The organism is Pseudobutyrivibrio sp. (assembly GCF_015057185.1).
Classification (GTDB): domain Bacteria; phylum Bacillota; class Clostridia; order Lachnospirales; family Lachnospiraceae; genus Pseudobutyrivibrio.
On the sequence record NZ_SVEV01000019.1, the window covers coordinates 1 to 22,326 of the forward strand.

Sequence of the window (22,326 nt, forward strand, 5' to 3'; positions counted from 1 at the left end):
GTCTTTAGACTCCAGTGCCGGTAACAAGCCCTTATAGGGCTAGAACAAACCACCGGCTAAGCCGGTGGTTTTGATTAGCCAGCCCCCTCTGGCCAGGCTACTTAGTAATACAGGAACTGTGAATGGGGGTACTGTGTAATGTAGTAGACAAAAAGTCGTATATTGTGGTACAGTTTGTTAATAAAGGGCACAAAGGGGGAGCGACTATGAAAGTTTTAAATTTTGGGTCTTTAAACTTGGATTACACTTATAGTGTTGAGCATATTGTTAGAGAAGGTGAAACTATTTCTTCTAATGGTATGGCTATGAACCTTGGTGGCAAGGGCTTTAATCAATCTGTTGCTATGTCTAGGGCTGGGATTCCAGTTTATCATGCAGGATTAGTAGGCGAGGAAGGCTTGGTATTCTTTGATGCATGTGAGACTTATGGAATTAAAACAGATTATATTAAGACTGTGACTGGTAGATGTGGTCATACGATTATTCAGGTGGATTCTAGCGGACAGAATTGTATTGTCCTTTTTGGAGGAGCAAACCAAAAGAATTCTAAAGAGTATGTAGATGAAGTACTTTCTCATTTTGAAGCAGGGGATATTATTGTTCTTCAAAATGAGATTAATGAGTTGCCATATATTATAGACAGAGCTTTTTCGATTGGAATGACAATTGTGCTAAATCCTTCACCTCTGGATGATAAAATCGATGAATGTGATTTGGGAAAAGTATCTGTATTTATTTTGAATGAAACAGAAGGGGAGCAGCTTACTGGTGAGAATACCCCTAGTGGTATTATACAAAGTATGCAGGCAAATTATTCTAATGCCAAAATAGTTCTTACCCTTGGAAAGAGTGGTTCAATATATCATCATGGTGATGAGGAGCTGTATCAGCCAGCATTCGAGGTAAAGGCAGTGGATACCACAGCGGCTGGTGACACATTTACAGGATTTTTCATTGCTGGACTTCTTAAGAAAATGCCTATGAGGGATGTTCTTCTTATGGCCACTAAGGCGTCTGCACTTGCTGTGCAAAAAAATGGCGCAGCACAGTCAGTTCCTTTTATGTCTGAAGTTGAATTATTTGAGGGCTAATGAATTTAATCACTATAGAAGTACCAACCTTAGAAATAGGGTTGGTACTTTTTTAAGTTATTTTGTATTAAAATTGGCAATAAATTTATCTAAAATGTAAATATTTACGTAAAGATTTATTAAAGATTTGATAACTGTCAGACTAATGTCTATAATAAAAACGAGAGGTGTATTATGGCTAAAAATAAACTAAGTGTAAAAAAAATAAGTGAATTAACGGGATTATCACCAGCTACAGTGTCTAACGCCCTAAGTGGCAGACGAGCTGTAAGCAAGGAGGCTTCTGAAAAGATTGCAGAAGTAATAAAGAATTTAGGTTACACAACTAATAGTAGAAAAACACTAAAAAACATTAAATTTGTTGTGTTCCGCAAAAGTGGATTGATTATCGATGAAAGTGTCTTTCATACAGCTGTTATCGAAGGCGTTGAGGCGGAAGCGAAGGAGCATGGTCTGAGCACTATTTTTGTAAAGCTACAAGGGGATGATGTAGATTATGCTGATCAGGTAAGAAAGCTAGTTACCGACCCAGAGGCTGCAATTGTTTTATTGGCAACAGAGATGAGCAGTGAGGACTTTGAGCCATTCAGAAACTGCCCATGTCCAATTATATTGCTTGATGGATGGGATGAGCAGGGGTGCTTTTCTAGCGTGTTGATAGACAATTTTCATTCTGCTTTCAATGCGGTAGAGCATTTGATTGCAAATGGTCATACGGAGATAGGATATCTTTCAGGAAGCTTTAGAATTGATGCTTTTAAATCTAGAGAAATAGGATATTTGGCAGGCCTGAGCAGTCATAACCTAAAGGCAAAGAGTGATTACAAATTTGTTCTCACTCCCAAATTAGAGGCTGCCTACCAGGATATGAAGGAGTATTTGGCGAAAAAGCCTAAGCTTCCTACAGCATTTTTTGCAGACAATGATTTGATAGCATTAGGCTGTCTAAAAGCCTTGGTGGAAAGTGGCTATAGAGTTCCTGAGGATGTATCTATAGTGGGATTTGATGACTTGAATTTTTGTGTTCTGTCAAATCCTGCTCTTAGTACCATACATGTTAATAAACCAGAAATGGGACGCGAAGCAGTTAGAAGGCTTATAGATTTTGTAGAAAACGGCAATTCAACACCATTTAAGATAGCAAGTACCACTACTTTTGTGGAACGCGATAGTGTGAAAAAAATTAAAAAGTAACAAAGATGTCAGATAAATAATGTCTAAAAAGACGAAAATACAAAAAACATCTTGAAATCGAAACCCAAGAGTTTTACATTTAGACCATGAGCTATGTAAATATTTACATAAATATTTACATAGCCTGTAGGAGAAGAAGAAAATGGAAAAAATGGGAGGTTTCTGGATGAAGAAAAAAATTCTCAGCGCTATTCTTGGCGCGGCAATGGTAGGTTGTCTATTTGTTGGATGTGGCGAAGAAGCTACAGACACAGCTGAAAGCTCAGCTGAATCAACACAGGCAGAGGCTGATGATACAGCAGGGGAAGCATCAGCTGAAACTAGTACAGCAGAATTACTACCAGGTGGAGGCTCAAACATTATCTACTGTATCACTCCATCTACATCTAATGTTTATTTCAAAACTGTTCAGGACATCTGTACATCAGAAGGTGAGTCACTTGGATATGAAGTAAAGTGCTTCTCACATGATGATGACGCAGCAGCTCAGTCAGATTTATTCGATCAAGCCATAGCAGATGGTGCAGCATTTATTGTTTGTGATAATGCAGGTGCAGATGCTTCTATCGAGGCAATTCAGAGAGCAGCTGATGCAGGTATTCCAACATTCCTAGTTGATAGAGAAATTAATACTACTGGCGTTGCAGTAGCTCAGCTTGTTGCAGATAATGCCCAAGGCGCAGCAGCAATTGCAGAATCATGGGTAGACGCAATGGGTTACGAAGGAAAGTATGCAGAGTTATTAGGACTTGAGTCAGATACAAACTGCCAGGTTCGTTCTGAAAACTTCCACTCAGTAATCGATCAGTATGAGGACCTAGAGATGGTTGCTCAGCAGTCAGCTAACTGGGATCAGACAGAGGCATATGAGAAGACCGAGGCTATTCTTCAGGCAAATCCTGATATTAAGGGTATCATTTGTGGTAATGATACAATGGCATGTGGCGCAGCAGCAGCTTGCAAGGATGCAGGTAGAGAAGACATGTTAATTATCGGTGTTGACGGTTCTGATGACGCAGCAGCACTTATTAAGGAAGGCCGCATGGTTGGTACAGCACTTCAGCAAATCGCATATATTACACAGCTTGCAGTACAGCAAGGTGATGCTTATCTTAACGGAACAGCTCCAGAAGAAGAGAAACAGTTAGTTCCATGTATCGCTATTACATCTGATAACGTAGATAATCTTTCATCTTTCGTTTACACAGAATAATAATCTAATGCAGAGGCTTGCCCGCATAGAAGTATGCGGGCATGTCTTGCATATAAAGGAGAATAAGCAAATGAAAAGTAAACTAATTATGTTATCACTTCTTGCATCTATGGTAATTGTGTCAATGGGTTGTGGAATTGTTAAGGTCGTTCCGATAGGACAGGAGGCTAACTATACTGGTTCAACTACCTTTGATGCAAGCGCTGAAGCTGCTGATTCCTGGGATTATGTAGTTGAAGAAATCACTGGAAATGCGCAGCCGCTTAAAGACACAATTTCCGGCATGGAAAAGGGAACCGTATATACGGTTTCATTTTCTGGTAAAGTAAATGAACATAATACAGATACTCCAAAGGGTTATTTGGATGTGACAGTTGATGGCTTAAGCAATGCTGTTCATGTTCAAGTTGGAAAGGTTTATAGTGGCACTACCGTTAGAGATGCACAAACATACAAGAGCTATCAGGATTTTACTAACCAAACAGAATGGTCTGAATATGCAAAAACTTTGAATTCTAATGTAAATGATAATGTTGTTGCAAACATTGATGTTGAAGGCTCTGTTGGAAAAACAATAGAAGTAATCGGTACATTTGAATATGACGGAACTGACACACTTGTGGTTACACCTGTGGTAATAACAGTAGAGTAAAGGGAGATAAATTATGGCGGAAAATCCAAATGTTGTGCTCCACTGTGAAAAAATGGAAAAGATTTATCCAGGTACAAAAGCCCTTGACGAAGTGTCTTTTGATGTTCTAGAGGGCAAGGTAAACGTATTAATTGGAGAAAATGGAGCAGGAAAATCTACATTGATGAAGCTGATTGCTGGTATAGAACAGCCATCAGGTGGAACAATGTATATGGATGGAAAAGAAGTTTATTTCAAGGATACTAATGATGCAAGAAATCATGGTATAGGAATTATCCATCAGGAACTTAGCCTTTTCCCTAATTTAAATATCTATCAAAATATTTTCATGTGTCATGAACAGAAAAAAGGGTTATTCCTAGATGACAAGGCACATGCAAAGGGAGCTGAGGTTGTTCTAAAAAGGTTGGAGCACGAGATGAATCCAAATACTCTTGTTGGAGAACTTAGAGTTGGACAGCAACAAATGATAGAAATTGCTCGAAACCTTATTCAAAATGATTTAAAAATCCTCATTATGGACGAGCCTACGTCTTCGCTTTCTGCAGCTGAGGTAAAGGTTTTATTTAAAATAATGAGGGAGCTAAATGAAGCAGGTATTTCCATTGTTTATATTTCACATCGTTTGGAAGAAATTATGGAAATAGGTGATCATGTGACAATCCTTAGGGATGGAAAATATGTTGCTGATGCAGATGTAAAGGATATTGAGCTTCCATGGATTGTTAAAAATATGGTGGGAAGTGAAAAATCCTATCATCGTATTAGCAGAGACATTGATTTAGATAGCCAGCCAGAAATACTAAGAATAGAAAATCTATGTTTACCTAAAAAGGGCGGCGGATGGCTATTAAATAATGTATCCTTTAATTTGCGAGAGGGAGAAATCCTTGGAATTTATGGCCTGCTTGGAGCCGGTAGAACAGAGGTCTTTGAGTGTATCATGGGTATGCATCCTGAACACACCGGTAAGATGTATCTTAGAGGAGAAGAGTTTAGCCCTAAGAATATAGCAGAGCAAATTGACAGAGGTTTTGCAATTGTTCCAGAGGATAGACAAAGAGAAGGATTAGTACAATCTCTTGATATTGGACGAAATATCTCTCTTTCAGTTTTGAAACGATTAAAGAAGGCTTTTTTTGTGGATGAGAAAACAGAAAATGAGCAGGTTGAATCGACCATAAAGGATATTCACATTAAAGTAGCAGATAAGAGACTTCCTATTTTATCTCTTTCCGGAGGTAATCAGCAAAAAGTAGTTATTGGAAAAGGATTGTTAACAGATCCATCTATTCTGTTGCTGGATGAACCATCTAGAGGAATTGATATTGGTGCAAAAACTGAAGTATTCGATATCATTCATGAGTATGCTCAAAAGGGACTATCAATTATTGTAATCTCATCAGAGCTAAAGGAGATAATGGCCATTGCAGATAGAATAGTAGTCCTTTCAAACGGTATTGTTACAGGGGTTTTGGATGAAAATGACATTACCGAAGACAACTTAGTTTTAGCATCATATGCAGGTCATCATACGGATGGAACAATGGATGAAAAAGGAGAGTAAATGTAATGGGAGCTGATGTTAAAAGTGGGGCAAAAAAAGATAACTCTAAATTTATTATGACACTCTTAAAGGGCAGAACCTTTATTGTGCTAATAGTTCTTTTAGTGTTTTTTAGTATAGTTAATGACAAGTTTTTGGCAGTGACTACGCTTACAATGCTTGCAAAGCACGTTGCTTTATACGGAATTCTTGCAATAGGTATGACCTTCGTTATCATTACATCAGGTATTGATTTATCTGTAGGTTCGGTTGTTGGCCTAGTAGGTATGCTGGTTGGTGGAATGATTCAAGAAGGCGTTACCATTAATTCATTAGGTGTAACTCTTTACTTTAGTGTTCCTGTAATTGTAGTTATTGGATTGCTCGTAGGTTGTTTTGTTGGATGGGTCAACGGTTTAATAATTACAAAGCTAAATGTTGCACCATTTATTACGACTTTAGGTACTATGTATATTTGTCGAGGTCTTGCAAACCTTCGCTCAGGCGGTGCAACCTTCTCAAGCATTCAAGGCTATGAGGGACTTGGAAATACTGGCTTTAAAGTAATGGGATCCAGCGTTGGTATTATTCCAGTTGGTGCGATTTTCCTATTAGTACTTGCAGTGATTGGAGCTGTGCTTTTGAGAAAGACTGCATTCGGTTGGCATGTACTTGCTGTAGGTGGTAATGAAAAGTCATCTAGATTATCTGGAATCAAGACTGACAGAATTAAGATTTACGCATATGTAATATCTGGTTTCTGCGCTGCCTTAGTAGGCATGATTAATACTGCACAGCTTGCAGCTGCACACCCAGCTTCAGGTGATTCTTGGGAAATGAATGCCATTGCTGCCGCTGTACTTGGCGGTACATCAATGAGTGGTGGTTCTGGCTCAATTATTGGAACAATCGTTGGTGCTTTTGTTATTGGCGTTATCAACGATGGTATGACAATGTGTGGTGTATCAGAGTTTTGGCAAAAGGTTATTAGAGGTGTTGTTATTATTCTTGCTGTTGTTGTTGATCAGATGCAACGTAATATGCAGGAAAAAATGGCACTTCAAAGCAGAAATGAGAATAAATAATCAGAAGGGGACTAGTATTTATGAAAAGAAAAGGGATAATAAACAAGCAGTTAGCTGGTTGTATCGCATCACTAGGCCACAAGGATTTATTTATGATTTGTGACGGTGGCATGCCACTTCCAAAGGATGTGGAGGTTGTAGATCTTGCCTTGGTAGGTGGGGTACCTACTTTTAAGCAAGCTATGGAGGCAATTTTAGATGAGGCAGGAGTAGAGGAATACTATTTGGCCGAGGAAATAAAAGCTAATAATCCAAAGCTCCTAGAATATATTCAAAGGAAACTAAAAGATGTTCCATGCACTTATGTTCCACATGAGCCTGAATTTAAAGAACTGTCAAAAAAATGTAAGTTTATAGTGAGAACTGGAGAATTTTCAGTTTACCCTAATATAATTTTAAAAGCCTTTTGTAGTTTTCAGTAAATGAGATAATAGACGCCCTGCGCATTGTGGGGCGTCTAATTATTGTAAATACGTTAATGTCTTCTTGCATTTTATTTTTTATGTGAGGGGAGTGAACATCATTTTTTGTAAATCAAGATTATATTTTAAAAATTTTCTGAAATAATGCATTGACACTTGTGAATTGTAATGATATATTTACTTCAACTTAATAAAGCACTAAACCGATGAGGGAGAAGAGTACCTCTTCATGATTCTTTAGAGAGAGCTGTGATGGTGGGATACAGTAAGATAGTGATTTGGGAATGGACTCCTGAGGGCGTGAGGAAATAGCTGATATTTAGCTAGAGTATTGCACGACGTAGGGCATACGTTAGTTGCCATGGATATGTTGGTATCCTGTAAGAGCATGATTATTCATGAATTCAAGGTGGCACCGCGGAAAAGATTTTTCGTCCTTGGTAAAAGTATACTGCTTTTATCAAGGACTTTTTTTGTTTCTATTCAGAGCAAAGTAAAACTTAAGATTGAAACAATGCATCAAGAAAGGAGAAAAAACATGATTAAAGAAGCAATTGTAAAAATCGTTAACAAAGAGGATTTAACATATGATGAAGCCTACACCGTTATGAATGAAATAATGGCAGGTGAAACAAGTCAAACTCAGAATGCAGCCTTCCTAGCAGCTCTATCAACAAAGAGTGCAAAGGCAGAGACAATAGAGGAAATATCAGGATGTGCTACTGCAATGAGAGAGCATGCTTTAAAGGTTGAAACAGGCATGGAGGTTTTTGAAATAGTTGGAACAGGTGGAGACGGAGCACATAGCTTTAATATTTCTACTACATCAGCACTAGTGGCGGCAGCTGCAGGAATGAAGGTGGCAAAGCATGGAAATAGAGCAGCTTCATCATTATGCGGAACAGCTGATTGCTTAGAAGCTTTGGGAGTAAATATCCAGCAGGATCAAGATAAATGTAGAGAGCTTCTTGAAAAGGTAGGAATGTGCTTCTTCTTTGCTCAGAAATACCATACATCCATGAAATATGTTGGAGCCATTAGAAAAGAGCTTGGATTCAGAACAGTATTTAATATTTTGGGACCACTTACAAATCCAGCAACTCCATCAATGCAGCTTCTTGGGGTTTATGATGATTATTTGGTAGAGCCTCTTGCACATGTACTTTCAAACTTAGGTGTAAAACGAGGAATGGTTGTTTATGGTATGGATAAACTAGATGAAATTTCAATGAGTGCACCAACAATAGTTTGTGAGATAAACAATGGAGAGTTCAAAACTTACACAATCGAGCCTGAGGATTTTGGATTTAACAAGTGCACAAAAGAGGAATTAAAAGGTGGCACACCAGAGGAAAATGCAAAAATTACAAGAGATATTTTAAATGGTGCCAAAGGACCAAAGACAGATGCGGTTTTAATGAATGCGGGAGCAGCTCTTTATATTGGTGGCAAGGCAGAAAGCTTTGCAGATGGTATCAAGCGTGCTAGAGAAATAATTGAATCAGGAAAAGCACTTGAAACTTTAGAAAAACTAATACTAATCAGCAATGAGATTAAGTCAGGAGACGAGGATGGATATTCTACAGCAGCTAGCGGAGCATGCTAAACAAAGAGTTGAAATTGCTAAAAGAGAAAAATCCTTAGAAGCCATTAGGTCACAAGCTTTAGAACTTGGCAAGGGCTCCTTTGAATTTGAAACGGCATTGAAAAAGGAAGGAATGAATTTCATTTGCGAGTGTAAAAAAGCTTCTCCATCAAAAGGAATCATAGCTGAGGATTTTAATTATCTACAGATAGCAAAGGATTACGAGGTAGCAGGAGCAGATTGCATTTCAGTTCTTACAGAACCTAAATGGTTTTTAGGAAGCAATGAATATTTAAAGGAAATAGCAGCAAACGTTAATGTGCCATGTATCAGAAAAGATTTCACTGTTGATGAGTACATGATATATGAAGCTAAAGTATTAGGCGCAAAAGCAGTACTTCTTATTTGTTCAATCTTAAGCGAGAGACAGATTAGAGAGTATATTCAAATTTGTGATGAGCTTGGTATCAGCGCTCTTGTTGAAGCTCATGATGAGGCAGAAATAAAAACTGCCTTGTCAGCGAAGGCAAGACTTATTGGAGTAAACAACAGGAATTTAAAGGATTTTTCAGTAGATACAAACAACAGCAGAAGATTAAGAGAACTAATTCCAAAGGATGTAATTTTTGTTTCGGAAAGTGGAGTAAAGGATGCTTCAGATATACAACAGCTAAAGGCTGCAAAAATAAATGCAGTTCTGATAGGTGAAACATTAATGAAGTCTGTGGATAAAGTAAAAAAGCTTAGAGAATTGCGAGGATATTGATATGACAGCGATTAAATTGTGCGGTTTAACAAGAGAAGAAGATATTAAGAAAGCAAATGAGATTAAACCAGAATATGTTGGGTTTGTTTTCTATGAAAAAAGTAAAAGAAGGGTTTCTAGAGATAAGGCAAAAAAGCTTAGAAGTCTTCTAAATCCAGAAATCAAGACGGTAGGCGTGTTTGTCAATGCAAATCCTGTGGAGATTGAGGATTTATTCCAGGAAAGAATAATAGATGTGGCTCAGCTTCACGGAAATGAAAATGATGACTACATAAAAGAGCTTCAGGATAAGAACATCCCTGTTATTAAAACCTTTAAGGCTGACGCCCCTGAGGAAATTATAAAGGCAGAAAAATCCAGCGCAGATATGATTATGTTTGATGCTGGAAATGGAGAGGGCAAGACACTAAGAGATTGGAATCTTCTTACTTATATAGAAAGACCATTTATTTTAGCAGGTGGCCTTAATCAAGAAAATGTAGCAGAGGCAATACATGTAACAAATCCCTATGGTGTCGACGTTAGCTCAGGTATTGAAACTGATAATCTTAAGGATGGAAATAAAATGAAGGAATTTGTTAATGCCGTCAGAACAGATAAGGCAGCTGCAAAAAGTAAAGGCAGATTTGGCGTTCACGGGGGACAGTACATTCCTGAAACATTGATGAATGCAGTAAATGAGCTAGAAGAAGCCTACAATCACTATAAAGATGATTCAGATTTTAACAGAGAATTAAAGGAACTGCTAGATGAATATGCAGGCAGACCAAGTCTTCTATATTATGCAAAGAAAATGACAGAGGACCTTGGTGGCGCAAAAATCTACTTAAAAAGAGAGGATTTAAATCATACTGGTTCCCACAAGATTAACAATGTTCTTGGACAGGCGCTACTTGCAAAGAAAATGGGCAAAACAAGACTTATAGCTGAGACAGGTGCAGGACAGCATGGTGTAGCTACAGCAACAGCAGCGGCTCTCCTTGATATGGAATGTGTGATTTTCATGGGCGAGGAGGACACTAAAAGACAGGCGCTCAATGTTTATAGAATGAAGCTTCTTGGTGCAGATGTTGTACCTGTTACAAGTGGAACAGCTACATTAAAGGATGCAGTTTCTGAGTGCATGAGAGAATGGACCACAAGAATTGATGATACACATTATTGCTTAGGCTCAGTAATGGGACCACATCCATTCCCTACAATTGTAAGAGATTTTCAGGCTGTTATTTCTAGAGAGTCGCGTCAGCAGATACTTGAAAAGGAAGGAAGATTGCCAGATGCAGTAATTGCTTGTGTAGGTGGTGGCAGCAATGCAATGGGTTCTTTCTACCATTACATAGGTGATGAGAAAGTCAGACTGATTGGATGCGAAGCAGCAGGAAGAGGAATTGATACCTTTGAGACGGCAGCAACCGTGAATACAGGAAAGGTTGGTATATTCCATGGTATGAAATCGTATTTCTGCCAGGATGAATATGGACAGATTGCACCAGTGTATTCAATTTCTGCTGGTCTTGACTATCCGGGAGTTGGCCCAGAGCATGCTTATCTTCATGATATCGGAAGAGCAGAATATGTACCTGTTACAGATGAGGAAGCAGTTGAGGCATTTGAGTATATTGCAAAAACAGAGGGTATCATAGCGGCTATAGAAAGTTCACATGCTATTGCCTACGCAAAGAAATTGGCTCCAACTATGAAAAAGGACCAAATCATAATGGTTACTGTTTCAGGACGTGGTGACAAGGACTGTGCAGCAATTGCACGATATAGAGGAGAAAATATTTATGAGTAAAATAGCAGAAGCATTTAACAATAAAAAGGCATTTATTCCTTTCATTACCTGTGGTGACCCTGACCTTGAAACCACAAAAAAGATAATAAAGGAAATGGCAGAAAATGGAGCAGATTTAATAGAGCTTGGAATTCCATTTTCTGATCCAACAGCGGAAGGTCCGGTAATCATGGAGGCAAATATTAGAGCCCTTAAAAATCATATCACTACAGATGATGTATTTGAAATGGTTATGTCGGTAAAAAAAGAGGTTGATATTCCACTTGTATTTATGACCTATGCAAATGTTGTTTATTCTTATGGTATAGAAAGATTTTTCAAGCGCTGTAAAGAAACAGGCATTTGCGGAATTATTCTTCCGGACGTTCCATTTGAGGAAAAGGCAGAGTTTGAGGATACAGCATTAGAATATGATGTGGAATTTGTATCCATGATTGCACCAACCTCAGAGGATAGAATAGATACCATTTCAAGAGATGCCAAGGGATTCATATATATCGTATCTAGCCTGGGAGTTACTGGAACAAGAACTGAGTTTAATAGCAACATTAGGGGACTTGTTGATAGAGTTAGAAACAATACAAATGTACCTTGTGCCGTAGGCTTTGGAATTTCCACACCTGAGCAGGCCGCAGAGATGGCGGGTATTGCTGACGGTGCCATTGTAGGCTCTGCAATCGTTCGTGTTATTGCACAGTACGGCAAAGAGGCACCAAAGCATGTAGGAGAATTCGTTAGAAATATGAAAGAGGCGTATTATGTTTCCTAGTATCGAGCAGGTAATTAATTTAGCAACAACAGGCAATTTTAAAAGGATACCAGTAGCTATAGAGATGCTATCTGATAGTTTGACTACCATTGATGCAGTGAGAATTCTCAAGAATCAAAGTCACCAGTGCTATTTACTTGAAAGTGCTAGCCAAAAGGAAACCTGGGGTAGATATTCATTTCTTGGCTTCAATCCTAAAATAGAAATTACCTGTCAGGATGGGCATGTTTTAATAAAGGAAAATAAAGGCGATAAAAAAATACTTGTTGAAGAAAAACAGGTGGACCATCCAGGTGAGATATTAAGAGAATATATTTCAAAATATAAAACACCTAAAGTTGAAGGAATGCCAACCTTCACCGGAGGTTTAGTTGGGTATTTTTCTTATGATTACATTAAGTATAGTGAGCCAAAGCTTGTACTTAATAATCATGGCGAGGATGACTTTAAGGATATGGATTTAATGCTGTTTGATGATGTAATTGCTTTTGACAATTACAAGCAGAAAATCTATCTGATTACAGGAATTTTGCTAGAAGAAAATAAGGGGATTTTGGAGCTTTATGATGAAGCAAAAGAGAAGCTTGAGAAAATAAAAGAATTGTTGATTGGTGGAGAAAAAAAGCAGTTTGAGCCCCTTGAATTAAAATCAAAAATCACCCCAAAGTTTACTAACGAAGAATATGGCCAGATGGTTGAAAAAGCACGAGAGTATATCAAAGAGGGAGATATATTTCAGGTTGTGCTATCAAATCCTTTGACAGCAAAGGCCAGTGGAAGCTTATTTGATACCTATAGATATCTTAGATCTACAAATCCTTCACCATATATGTTCTATTTTACAAGTGATGATATTGAAATAGCTGGTGCATCACCAGAAACACTTGTAAAGGTTGAACAGAAAAAGGTCAGTACATTTCCACTGGCAGGAACAAGACCTAGGGGTGAGAGTAGTGAGCTAGACTTAGCTTTGGAGAAAGAGCTTCTTGCTGATGAGAAAGAATGTGCTGAGCACAATATGCTTGTGGATTTAGGCAGAAACGATATTGGAAAAATAAGTGAGCTTGGTTCTGTAAATGTGGAAAAATATATGGGAGTAGAGCGTTATTCCCATGTTATGCATATAGGTTCCACGGTGGTAGGCACATTAGCAGATGACAAAGATATTATAGACGCGGTTGATGCTATCCTTCCAGCAGGCACACTTTCTGGCGCTCCAAAATTTAGAGCTTGTCAGATTATAGAGGAATTGGAACAGAGCAAGCGCGGTATTTATGGTGGGGCATTAGGATATATTGATTTTACAGGAAATTTGGATGTGTGTATCGCTATTCGTCTCGTATATAAAAAGGGCGATACTATTTGTATTCGCTCTGGTGCAGGAATTGTGTATGATTCCGTTCCATTAAATGAAGCAAAAGAATGTATAAACAAAGCAAAAGCTGTAGTAAATGCAGTTAAAGCAGCAGAGGGAGGTTTGGCATGATTATATTAATAGATAATTATGACAGCTTTTCTTATAATTTATATCAATTAATTGGCGAGATAAATCCAGACATTAAGGTTGTTCGAAATGATGAACTACGTATATGCGATATTGAGCGACTAAATCCTAGTCATATTATTATTTCGCCTGGACCTGGCAGACCGATAGATGCAGGTATATGTGAGGATGTGATCGCACATTTTGCAGGTAAAGTGCCTATTTTGGGAGTTTGCCTTGGACATCAGGCTATATGCGAAACCTTTGGTGGAGATATTACCTATGCAAAGGAATTGATGCATGGTAAACAGTCTACCGTGTTTTTAGACAGAGAAAATAAAATATTTAATGGTTTGCCTGAAAAAATCAAGGTTGCACGATACCATTCCCTGGCAGCAAATAAAATGAAATTGCCAAGTAATCTATCAGTTATTGCAACTTCAGAGGATGGGGAAATAATGGCAGTTAAACATAAGGATTATGAGGTTTATGGCCTACAATTTCATCCAGAATCTATTTTGACCGCAGAGGGTAAAGAAATAATAGGAAACTTTATTTGTGCTTAATAGTGTTATATATTAATACTAAATGACAAATAATATCAATAAAATAACTTTTGTGCACTTTTACTATATTAATTTGTGAAAAAATTGTGTATATTTTCCGAGTCACTTTTGGAATTTTGATTATTTAGTAAAGGGAAAAGCATGAAAGTTAAATTTTCGATTACGGTAGCACTAATTGGTATGGTTATATTATGCCTTGGCTCAATTGGAACTATCAGTTTAGTGTACAGCATTTACAATTTGAGAAATGGTATGGAACATGAGGCCATGAGAGGTCTTGAAGCTACTTGTCAGACATATGCCACTATCTTGGAAAATACTTCCTTTGATACTGACAAAATTAACGATAGTTTAGAGTTCCAGCTTCATAAGGATACTGGATATGATTACACATTTTTCATAGGAGATACTAGAGAACGTTCTTCTATTGATGGAGTAGTTGGCACACAAGCTGCAGATGAAATCGTTGAAGCGGTAATTAATCAGGGACAAAACTATAGTGATAGTGATGTAGATATTAATGGTGAATTGTATTACGTTGCTTATGAGCCACTTGTTTATAACACAGAAATCGTAGGAATGGCTTTTGTTGGTTTGAAAAAGGCTGACATTTGGTCATATGTTGGAGAGCGTACAAGAAGCATGGTTGTGGTTTCTTTAGGTGTTATGGCGCTTCTTTTGGGATTTGCAATTTTTGCGGCTCTTAGAGTTTCTAAGGCAATAAAGCTAAATGTAGCTGCTGTTAACAAGCTTTCTACTGGTAACCTTGATATTAGTATACCAAAGTTTATTTTGAAGCGTCCTGATGAGTTGGGATTAATGGCAGCTTCTGTCCTTAATCTTTCGCAGAAATTACAGTCAGTTATTGGTAATGCCCTTAATTCTTCTAGCGAATTAGACGTTTCTGCAGAGTATCTTTCACAGACAGCAGAGACAATTTCAATTACAGCAGATAACGTATCATCAGCTGTAGATCATGTGGCTTACGGTGCAACTAACCAGGCAGAATCACTTCAGGATGCTGTTGCAAGTGTTGAGGAGATTAATGATGCTATTCAGTTAATAACAGACAATACAAATCACATGAATGAACTTGCAGAGTATATGCAGAATCATTCTCAGTCAAGCTCAGCTGCCCTACAGGAACTTCAGGCATCAACTGAAGAGACAATCACTGCAATTGAAGGAATTGTAAGCATGATTGACCAGACTAACACAGCTGTTAATTCAATTAGCGAGGCAATTGAAATAATTAATTCTATTGCAGACCAGACAAATCTTCTTTCATTAAATGCAAGCATTGAGGCTGCAAGAGCAGGAGAGTCAGGAAGAGGATTCGCTGTAGTTGCTAATGAGATTCGTGAGCTTGCAGACCAGTCGTCAGCAGCAGCTAAAAATATTCAAGAAATCATGAGAGAGCTTTCTAATGATTCTGAAGAAACTATGGCAAACGCAGGAGAAGTTCAGGGCACTGTTCAGCGTCAGAATGAGGTTATCAGTAAAACTATTGACCTTGTAAATTCAATGATTAGCAATATTGATGAATCACTTGTAGTTACAAACGAAATAGCTGATAGTGTTATGAAGTCAGACAAAGCTACAAAGGTATTTTCCGATACAATCAGTTCACTTTCTGCTATTTCACAGGAAAATGCAGCAAGCACAGAGGAAACAAGAGCTTCTATGCTTGAGCTTTCTGATACAGTAAGTAAGCTTTCTGAGAAAGCAAATAATCTTAACGATATTTCTAAGATTCTCGAGAAAGAAATGTCATTCTTTAATCAGGAAATTGCTTAGGAATTATAATTAAGTAACCCTACTAGTTATAAATAATTATTAAAAAATGAAAAAAATAATTTAGTACTTTAACGTGAAAAAGTGCTTGCATTTATGATTAAATAATTGTATATTATTTCAAAGACAAAGGCGTCTAAACAAAACCCATAGTGGGTTTTTGTTTAGGCGCTTTTTTGATGGAAGGAGTTTCTAATATGGATAATGACAATCAGCAGTTAGGACTTTATAGTCCTGAGTTTGAACATGACAATTGCGGTATCGGTGCTGTTGTTTCTATTAAAGGAATCAAGACTCACCAGACTGTTTCAGATGCACTTAAGATTGTTGAAAATCTTGAGCATAGAGCAGGTAAGGATGCATCTGGTGAAACTGGAGACGGTGTTGGTATTTTACTTCAGATTTCCCACAAATTCTTTAAAAAGGCTTGTAAGGAAATAGGCATTAATATCGGTGGAGAGAGAGATTATGGTATTGGAATGTTTTTCTTTCCACAGGATGAGCTAAAAAGAAAGCAAGCAATGAAAATGTTTGAAATCATTGTTGAGAAGGAAGGCTTAGAATTATTAGGTTGGAGAGAGGTTCCTACAAAGCCAGAGATTCTCGGCAAACTTGCTGTAGATTGCATGCCTCATATTATGCAGGGCTTCATTAAGAAACCAGAGGATTGTAATAAAGGATTAGATTTTGATAGAAAGCTGTATGTAGCTCGCCGTGTATTTGAGCAGACAGCAGAAGATACATATGTTGCATCTCTTTCAAGCAGAACCATTGTATACAAGGGTATGTTTTTGGTAGACCAGCTTAGATTGTTCTTTGAGGATCTTCATGATGAGGATTATGAATCAGCAATCGCTACAGTTCACTCTAGATTCTCTACTAATACAAATCCTTCTTGGGAAAGAGCACATCCAAACAGATTTATTGTTCATAATGGTGAAATTAATACCATTAAGGGTAATGCAGATAAAATGCTTTCTCGTGAAGAGACAATGGTTTCTAGAGTACTTGAATCTGAAATGACTAAAATTACTCCAGTATGCAATCAGGCCGGTTCAGATTCTGCAATGCTAGATAACGCACTTGAATTCCTTGTTATGAATGGAATGCCACTCCCACTTGCGGTTATGATTACCATCCCAGAACCATGGGTGAAAAATAAAGCTATGGATCAGGCCCGTAGAGATTTCTACCAGTATTATTCCACAATGATGGAGCCATGGGATGGCCCTGCTTCAATTCTGTTTTCAGATGGAGATATTATGGGGGCTGTCCTTGATAGAAATGGACTTCGCCCATCTAGATACTATATTACAGATGATGATTATTTAATTCTTTCATCAGAGGTTGGTGTTCTTCCTATTGAGGAGAGCAGAATAACAAAGAAGGACAGACTTCGTCCAGGAAAGATGCTTCTTGTAGATACTGTTGAGGAAAGACTTATTGATGATGATGAGTTAAAGGAAAAATTTGCTAGCCGCAAGCCTTATGGTCAGTGGCTTGATGCAAATCTTGCTCGTCTTTCTGAAATCAAGATTCCTAATGAGCCAGTACCAAAGTATTCTCAAGAGGAAAGAGATAAGCTTCAAAAGGCCTTTGGATATTCATATGAGGAGATTAAGGAATCTATTCTTCCAATGGCTCTTAATGGTGTAGAAAATACAGGTGCGATGGGTATTGATGTACCTCTTGCAGTTTTGTCAGATCACCATCAGCCATTGTTTAATTACTTTAAGCAGTTATTTGCCCAGGTAACAAATCCACCAATCGATTCTATTCGCGAGGAGATTGTTACTGCAACAACTATATATATTGGTACAGCAGGAAATGTACTTGAGGAGAAGGAAGAGAATTGCAACATGCTAGAGATTCACAATCCTATCCTTACTGTTACTGATTTAATGAAGATTAAGTCCATGAAGGTGCCAGGACTTAAGGTTGCAACAGTTCCAATTACTTATTACAAGAATACTTCTCTGGAAAAGGCAATAGACCATCTTTTTGTAGAGGTTGATAGAGTAAATAGAGAGGGTGCCAACATTATCATTCTTTCTGATAGAGGTGTAGACGAGAATCATGTTGCTATTCCATCACTTCTTGCAGTGGCAGCTGTACAGCATCATTTAGTACAGACAAAGAAGCGTACAAGTCTTTCAGTAATTTTGGAGTCGGGAGAGCCTAGAGAGGTGCATCATTTTGCTACTCTTTTAGGTTATGGTGCATCTGCAATTAATCCATACTTGGCCCAGGAAACAATTGCTGAGTTGGTAGAAAAGGGACAGCTAAAAAAGGATGTTCATGCAGCAATTGATGCTTATAACGAAGCGGTTATTTCTGGAATTATCAAGATTGCATCAAAGATGGGTATTTCTACAGTTCAGTCATACCAGGGTGCAAAAATCTTTGAGGCAATTGGTATTAGCAAAAAGGTTATTGATAAGTACTTTACTGGCACAATTAGCCGAATTGGTGGTATCTCTATAGAGGATATTCAGGCTGATGTTGAGATGCAGCATAATAAGGCCTTTGATCCGCTTGAGCTTTCAGTTGATGAGACCCTTGACTCAAGAGGACAACACAAGATGCGTTCAGGTGCAGAGGAGCATTTATACAATCCTGCTACAATTCATTTACTTCAGCTTTCTACAAGAACAGGTGATTACAATACCTTCAAGGAGTACACAAGCCTTGTTAACAAAGAGGATTCAGTAAGAAATCTTCGTGGATTAATTGATTTCAAATATCCAAAGAAGGGCATAAGTATAGACGAAGTAGAGTCAGTAGATTCTATTGTAAAGAGATTTAAAACTGGAGCCATGAGCTATGGTTCTATTTCAAAGGAAGCACATGAGACAATGGCAATTGCCATGAATATGCTACAGGGAAAGTCTAACTCTGGTGAAGGTGGCGAAGAAGAATCACGCTACGAGGTAGGACCAGACGGACTCAATCGCTGTTCTGCAATCAAGCAGGTTGCATCTGGTAGATTTGGTGTTACAAGTAAATACTTGGTTAGTGCAAAGGAAATCCAGATTAAGATGGCTCAGGGGGCAAAGCCAGGTGAAGGTGGACATCTTCCAGGAAAGAAGGTTTATCCATGGATTGCAAAGACAAGACTTTCAACTCCAGGTGTAGCTCTTATTTCACCACCACCTCATCATGACATTTATTCCATTGAGGATTTGGCTGAGCTTATTTACGATTTAAAGAATGCAAACAAGAATGCACGTATTTCTGTAAAGCTAGTTTCAGAGGCCGGAGTTGGTACAGTAGCATCAGGTGTTGCAAAGGCCGGAGCGCAGGTAATTCTCATTTCTGGATATGACGGTGGAACAGGTGCAGCTCCTAAGTCATCAATCCACAATGCAGGTCTTCCATGGGAGCTTGGTCTTGCAGAGGCACACCAGACACTTGCCATGAATGGACTTAGAAATAAGGTCGTTATTGAAACTGATGGAAAGCTTATGAGTGGCCGTGACGTAGCAATTGCATGTGCACTTGGTGCAGAGGAGTTTGGCTTTGCAACAGCTCCACTTGTAACTATGGGTTGTGTAATGATGCGTGTATGTAATCTTGATACCTGCCCAGTTGGTGTTGCTACACAAAACCCAGAGCTTAGAAAGCGTTTCACAGGTAAGCCAGAATACGTAGTAAACTTTATGAGATTTATTGCTCAGGAGCTTCGTGAGTATATGGCTGAACTTGGCTGTAAAACTGTTGATGAGCTTTGCGGTAGATATGACTTATTAAAGCTTAAGGATGTTGATGCCAAAAAGCGATTGTCAAAGGTTGATTTGACACCTGTGGTATCAAATCCAAATCCATATGAGAAGATTAACTACGCAAAGAAGAATGTATATAACTTCGAATTGGAAAAAACTGTTGATGAGAAAGAACTTTTAAAGAAGTTAAAGTCTGCTATGGAATCAGGTAATAAGGGTGAGGTTACTGTTGATGTTTCAAATGTAAACCGTTCACTTGGAACATTACTTGGTGCAGAGCTTACAAGAAAATTTGGAGAATCCCTTGAGGAAGATACATATGTTGTTAATTGCCACGGCGCAGGTGGTCAATCATTTGGTGCATTTGTTCCAAAGGGACTTACACTTCGCCTAGAGGGTGACTCTAACGATTACTTTGGTAAAGGTCTCTCAGGTGGAAAGCTTGTGGTTTATCCTTCAGCTTCTGCCACATATAAGCAGGATGAGAATATTATCATCGGTAATGTCGCTCTTTATGGTGCAACTTCTGGTAAGGCATTTATTAATGGTGTAGCTGGTGAGAGATTTGCCGTTAGAAATTCAGGTGCTACAGCAGTAGTTGAGGGCTGTGGAGATCATGGATGTGAGTACATGACTGGTGGTAGAGTGGTTGTTCTTGGAGAAACAGGAAAGAACTTTGCCGCTGGTATGTCAGGCGGTATTGCCTATGTATTAGATGAGGATGCTACACTTTACAAGCGTCTCAATAAATCCATGGTTAGCTTGGAAACTGTTACTGATAAATATGATGTGCTTGAACTTAAAGAAATCATTGCAGAGCATGTTGCTGCAACTGGTTCACTAAAGGGTAAAGAAATCTATGACAACTTTAGCGAATACCTACCAAAGTTTAAGCGTATCGTACCATTTGATTATAAGAAGATGATGCAGACAATTGTTCAGATGGAAGAAAAGGGATTATCCTCTGAGCAGGCGCAGATTGAAGCATTTAATTTATTATCTAAATAGGAGGAGTTAGTGATGGGAAAGCCAACTGGATTTTTGGAATATGAGAGAGTAGAGGCGCCTGCAGTAAGTCCTCTAGAGAGAATAAAGAATTTTAACGAGTTCCATGAGCCACTTTCTGAGGCAGAGCAGAAGTGTCAGGGTGGACGTTGCATGGATTGTGGCGTTCCATTCTGTCAGGCTGGAATGACAATAAAGGGTATGACTTCAGGTTGCCCACTTAACAATTTAATACCTGAATGGAATGATTTGGTATACCAGGGAAATTATGAGATGGCGTACCGTAGACTTAAAAAGACTAGCAATTTCCCTGAGTTTACTTGTCGTGTTTGTCCTGCATTATGTGAGAAGGCTTGTACTTGTGGATTAAATGGTGAGCCTGTATCTACGAAGGAAAACGAGAAAGCTATTATTGAATATGCTTATGCAAACGGTCTTGCTGATGCAAAACCGCCAAAGGTTCGCACAGGAAAGAGTGTAGCTGTAGTTGGTTCAGGTCCTTCGGGGCTTGCAGTTGCTGATCAGCTAAATAGACGTGGACACAAGGTTACAGTTTACGAACGCAACGACAATGTAGGAGGACTTCTTCGCTACGGCATTCCTAACATGAAACTTGAAAAGCAAGTTATTGATAGAAAAATAAAGGTAATGGAAGAAGAGGGTGTTAGCTTTATTGTAAATGCCAATGTAGGAGTGGAGGTTAAGGCTAAAGATTTAACATCAAAGTTTGATGCTGTAGTTCTTTGCTGCGGATCTTCTAACCCTCGTGATATTGATGCTGTAGGTCGCAAGGAGGCAAAGGGGATACACTTTGCTGTAGACTTTTTAGCGTCTACTACAAAGTGTCTTTGGGCTAATAATATGCAGCTTGTAGATGGTCAGTATATATCTGCAAAGGGCAAGGATGTTATTATCATCGGTGGTGGTGACACAGGAAATGACTGTGTTGGTACCTCTATTCGTCACGGCTGTAAATCAGTAACTCAGCTTGAGATGATGCCAAAGGCTCCAGACGAGAGAGCAGAGTCTAATCCATGGCCACAGTGGCCACTTGTTTGCAAGACAGATTACGGTCAGGAGGAAGCTATCGCAAAATTCGGTCATGATCCACGTATCTACACAACCACTGTAAAGGAATTTAAGACAGACAAAAATGGTAGCCTAAAGTCAGTAGTACTTGTATCATTGGAATCAAAAATAGACAAGAAGAGCGGACGAAGGATGATGGTACCAGTAGAAGGTACAGAAAAGGAAATGCCATGCCAGCTTTGCTTAATAGCAGCAGGATTCTTAGGTTCAGAAAAGTATGTTACTGATGCTTTCAAGGTAGATGTTGACGGACGTACTAATGTTGCCTCTGTAAATGCAAATTCCTTTGCTACAAATCAGCCAAAGGTATTTACTGCTGGTGATATGCATACAGGTCAGTCTTTGGTTGTAAAGGCTATCCGTCAAGGTAGAGACTGTGCCCGCGAGGTTGATGAATATTTGATGGGTTATAGTAATTTGTAAAAAAAGTAGTTGACAAGCAATTAACGAAGTTTTATTATACAAAACAAATAAAAACAATTGAAACGACAAAGGAGTCGTAAACGTAGTTTTACTACGTTTGCGACTCCTTTTTTTGTTTACTAATAG

16 protein-coding genes, 1 pseudogene and 1 other annotated feature are annotated in these 22,326 nt (G+C 38.5%); all 17 genes and pseudogenes read left to right on the forward strand.

Annotated elements, in window-relative coordinates; translation table 11 throughout:
• The first annotated feature begins 206 nt into the window (after positions 1–206).
• Positions 207–1,091, forward strand: a complete 885-nt coding sequence (locus E7276_RS08935; RefSeq protein WP_294216510.1) for a ribokinase — start codon at positions 207–209, stop codon at positions 1,089–1,091.
• A 174-nt stretch (positions 1,092–1,265) separates the two neighbouring features.
• Positions 1,266–2,285, forward strand: coding sequence for a LacI family DNA-binding transcriptional regulator (locus E7276_RS08940; protein ID WP_294216511.1), 1,020 nt, complete (start codon positions 1,266–1,268; stop codon positions 2,283–2,285).
• 166 nt (positions 2,286–2,451) lie between these two features.
• Positions 2,452–3,498 (forward strand): D-ribose ABC transporter substrate-binding protein, encoded by a 1,047-nt coding sequence (locus E7276_RS08945; protein ID WP_294216513.1) that lies wholly within the window; start codon positions 2,452–2,454, stop codon positions 3,496–3,498.
• Positions 3,499–3,568: 70 nt separating this feature from the next.
• A complete protein-coding gene (locus tag E7276_RS08950) occupies positions 3,569–4,150 on the forward strand; it encodes a DUF2291 family protein (RefSeq protein WP_294216515.1) in 582 nt (193 codons plus the stop codon).
• A 13-nt stretch (positions 4,151–4,163) separates the two neighbouring features.
• The gene (locus E7276_RS08955) at positions 4,164–5,717 is read left to right on the forward strand and encodes a sugar ABC transporter ATP-binding protein (RefSeq protein WP_294216518.1); all 1,554 of its coding nucleotides are present in this window, start codon (positions 4,164–4,166) and stop codon (positions 5,715–5,717) included.
• 5 nt (positions 5,718–5,722) lie between these two features.
• On the forward strand, positions 5,723–6,781 hold the full coding sequence (locus E7276_RS08960; protein WP_294216522.1) for an ABC transporter permease: 1,059 nt from the start codon (positions 5,723–5,725) through the stop codon (positions 6,779–6,781).
• A gap of 20 nt (positions 6,782–6,801) precedes the next feature.
• Entirely contained in the window at positions 6,802–7,203 is a 402-nt protein-coding gene (rbsD, locus tag E7276_RS08965) for a D-ribose pyranase (RefSeq protein WP_294216524.1), read from the forward strand.
• Between the two features lie 197 nt (positions 7,204–7,400).
• Positions 7,401–7,645: a binding site (T-box leader), on the forward strand.
• Between the two features lie 96 nt (positions 7,646–7,741).
• A complete protein-coding gene (trpD, locus tag E7276_RS08970) occupies positions 7,742–8,809 on the forward strand; it encodes an anthranilate phosphoribosyltransferase (protein ID WP_294216526.1) in 1,068 nt (355 codons plus the stop codon).
• Entirely contained in the window at positions 8,775–9,554 is a 780-nt protein-coding gene (gene trpC, locus E7276_RS08975) for an indole-3-glycerol phosphate synthase TrpC (protein ID WP_294216528.1), read from the forward strand. The genes trpD and trpC overlap by 35 nt, the downstream gene beginning before the upstream one ends.
• Before the next feature lies 1 nt (position 9,555).
• Positions 9,556–10,125 (forward strand): annotated as a pseudogene (locus E7276_RS15125) (phosphoribosylanthranilate isomerase); the annotation flags it as partial.
• The gene (trpB, locus tag E7276_RS08985) at positions 10,120–11,349 is read left to right on the forward strand and encodes a tryptophan synthase subunit beta (RefSeq protein WP_294216641.1); all 1,230 of its coding nucleotides are present in this window, start codon (positions 10,120–10,122) and stop codon (positions 11,347–11,349) included. The pseudogene E7276_RS15125 and the gene trpB, both read left to right, overlap by 6 nt.
• Positions 11,342–12,118 carry a tryptophan synthase subunit alpha gene (gene trpA, locus E7276_RS08990; protein ID WP_294216529.1) on the forward strand — a complete coding sequence of 259 codons (777 nt, stop codon included), beginning with the start codon at positions 11,342–11,344 and terminating at the stop codon, positions 12,116–12,118. Before trpB ends, trpA begins: the two co-directional genes overlap by 8 nt.
• Positions 12,108–13,604: an anthranilate synthase component I gene (gene trpE / locus E7276_RS08995; RefSeq protein WP_294216533.1), complete on the forward strand. Its 1,497-nt coding sequence runs from the start codon at positions 12,108–12,110 to the stop codon at positions 13,602–13,604. Before trpA ends, trpE begins: the two co-directional genes overlap by 11 nt.
• Positions 13,601–14,167 (forward strand): anthranilate synthase component II, encoded by a 567-nt coding sequence (locus E7276_RS09000; RefSeq protein WP_294216535.1) that lies wholly within the window; start codon positions 13,601–13,603, stop codon positions 14,165–14,167. The genes trpE and E7276_RS09000 overlap by 4 nt, the downstream gene beginning before the upstream one ends.
• 141 nt (positions 14,168–14,308) lie before the next feature.
• Positions 14,309–15,964: a methyl-accepting chemotaxis protein gene (locus E7276_RS09005; protein ID WP_294216537.1), complete on the forward strand. Its 1,656-nt coding sequence runs from the start codon at positions 14,309–14,311 to the stop codon at positions 15,962–15,964.
• 194 nt (positions 15,965–16,158) lie between these two features.
• Positions 16,159–20,691 (forward strand): glutamate synthase large subunit, encoded by a 4,533-nt coding sequence (gene gltB, locus E7276_RS09010; protein WP_294216539.1) that lies wholly within the window; start codon positions 16,159–16,161, stop codon positions 20,689–20,691.
• Positions 20,692–20,703: 12 nt separating this feature from the next.
• The gene (locus E7276_RS09015; RefSeq protein ID WP_294216542.1) at positions 20,704–22,200 is read left to right on the forward strand and encodes a glutamate synthase subunit beta; all 1,497 of its coding nucleotides are present in this window, start codon (positions 20,704–20,706) and stop codon (positions 22,198–22,200) included.
• Positions 22,201–22,326 lie beyond the last annotated feature (126 nt).

What these genes read in the sequence shown, in the direction of transcription:
- E7276_RS08935 (WP_294216510.1), top strand. Translation starts at nt 207, where the DNA reads ATGAAAGTTTTAAATTTTGGGTCTTTAAACTTGGATTACACTTATAGT.
- E7276_RS08940 (WP_294216511.1), top strand. Translation starts at nt 1,266, where the DNA reads ATGGCTAAAAATAAACTAAGTGTAAAAAAAATAAGTGAATTAACGGGA.
- E7276_RS08945 (WP_294216513.1), top strand. Translation starts at nt 2,452, where the DNA reads ATGAAGAAAAAAATTCTCAGCGCTATTCTTGGCGCGGCAATGGTAGGT.
- E7276_RS08950 (WP_294216515.1), top strand. Translation starts at nt 3,569, where the DNA reads ATGAAAAGTAAACTAATTATGTTATCACTTCTTGCATCTATGGTAATT.
- E7276_RS08955 (WP_294216518.1), top strand. Translation starts at nt 4,164, where the DNA reads ATGGCGGAAAATCCAAATGTTGTGCTCCACTGTGAAAAAATGGAAAAG.
- E7276_RS08960 (WP_294216522.1), top strand. Translation starts at nt 5,723, where the DNA reads ATGGGAGCTGATGTTAAAAGTGGGGCAAAAAAAGATAACTCTAAATTT.
- rbsD (WP_294216524.1), top strand. Translation starts at nt 6,802, where the DNA reads ATGAAAAGAAAAGGGATAATAAACAAGCAGTTAGCTGGTTGTATCGCA.
- trpD (WP_294216526.1), top strand. Translation starts at nt 7,742, where the DNA reads ATGATTAAAGAAGCAATTGTAAAAATCGTTAACAAAGAGGATTTAACA.
- trpC (WP_294216528.1), top strand. Translation starts at nt 8,775, where the DNA reads ATGGATATTCTACAGCAGCTAGCGGAGCATGCTAAACAAAGAGTTGAA.
- trpB (WP_294216641.1), top strand. Translation starts at nt 10,120, where the DNA reads ATGAAGGAATTTGTTAATGCCGTCAGAACAGATAAGGCAGCTGCAAAA.
- trpA (WP_294216529.1), top strand. Translation starts at nt 11,342, where the DNA reads ATGAGTAAAATAGCAGAAGCATTTAACAATAAAAAGGCATTTATTCCT.
- trpE (WP_294216533.1), top strand. Translation starts at nt 12,108, where the DNA reads ATGTTTCCTAGTATCGAGCAGGTAATTAATTTAGCAACAACAGGCAAT.
- E7276_RS09000 (WP_294216535.1), top strand. Translation starts at nt 13,601, where the DNA reads ATGATTATATTAATAGATAATTATGACAGCTTTTCTTATAATTTATAT.
- E7276_RS09005 (WP_294216537.1), top strand. Translation starts at nt 14,309, where the DNA reads ATGAAAGTTAAATTTTCGATTACGGTAGCACTAATTGGTATGGTTATA.
- gltB (WP_294216539.1), top strand. Translation starts at nt 16,159, where the DNA reads ATGGATAATGACAATCAGCAGTTAGGACTTTATAGTCCTGAGTTTGAA.
- E7276_RS09015 (WP_294216542.1), top strand. Translation starts at nt 20,704, where the DNA reads ATGGGAAAGCCAACTGGATTTTTGGAATATGAGAGAGTAGAGGCGCCT.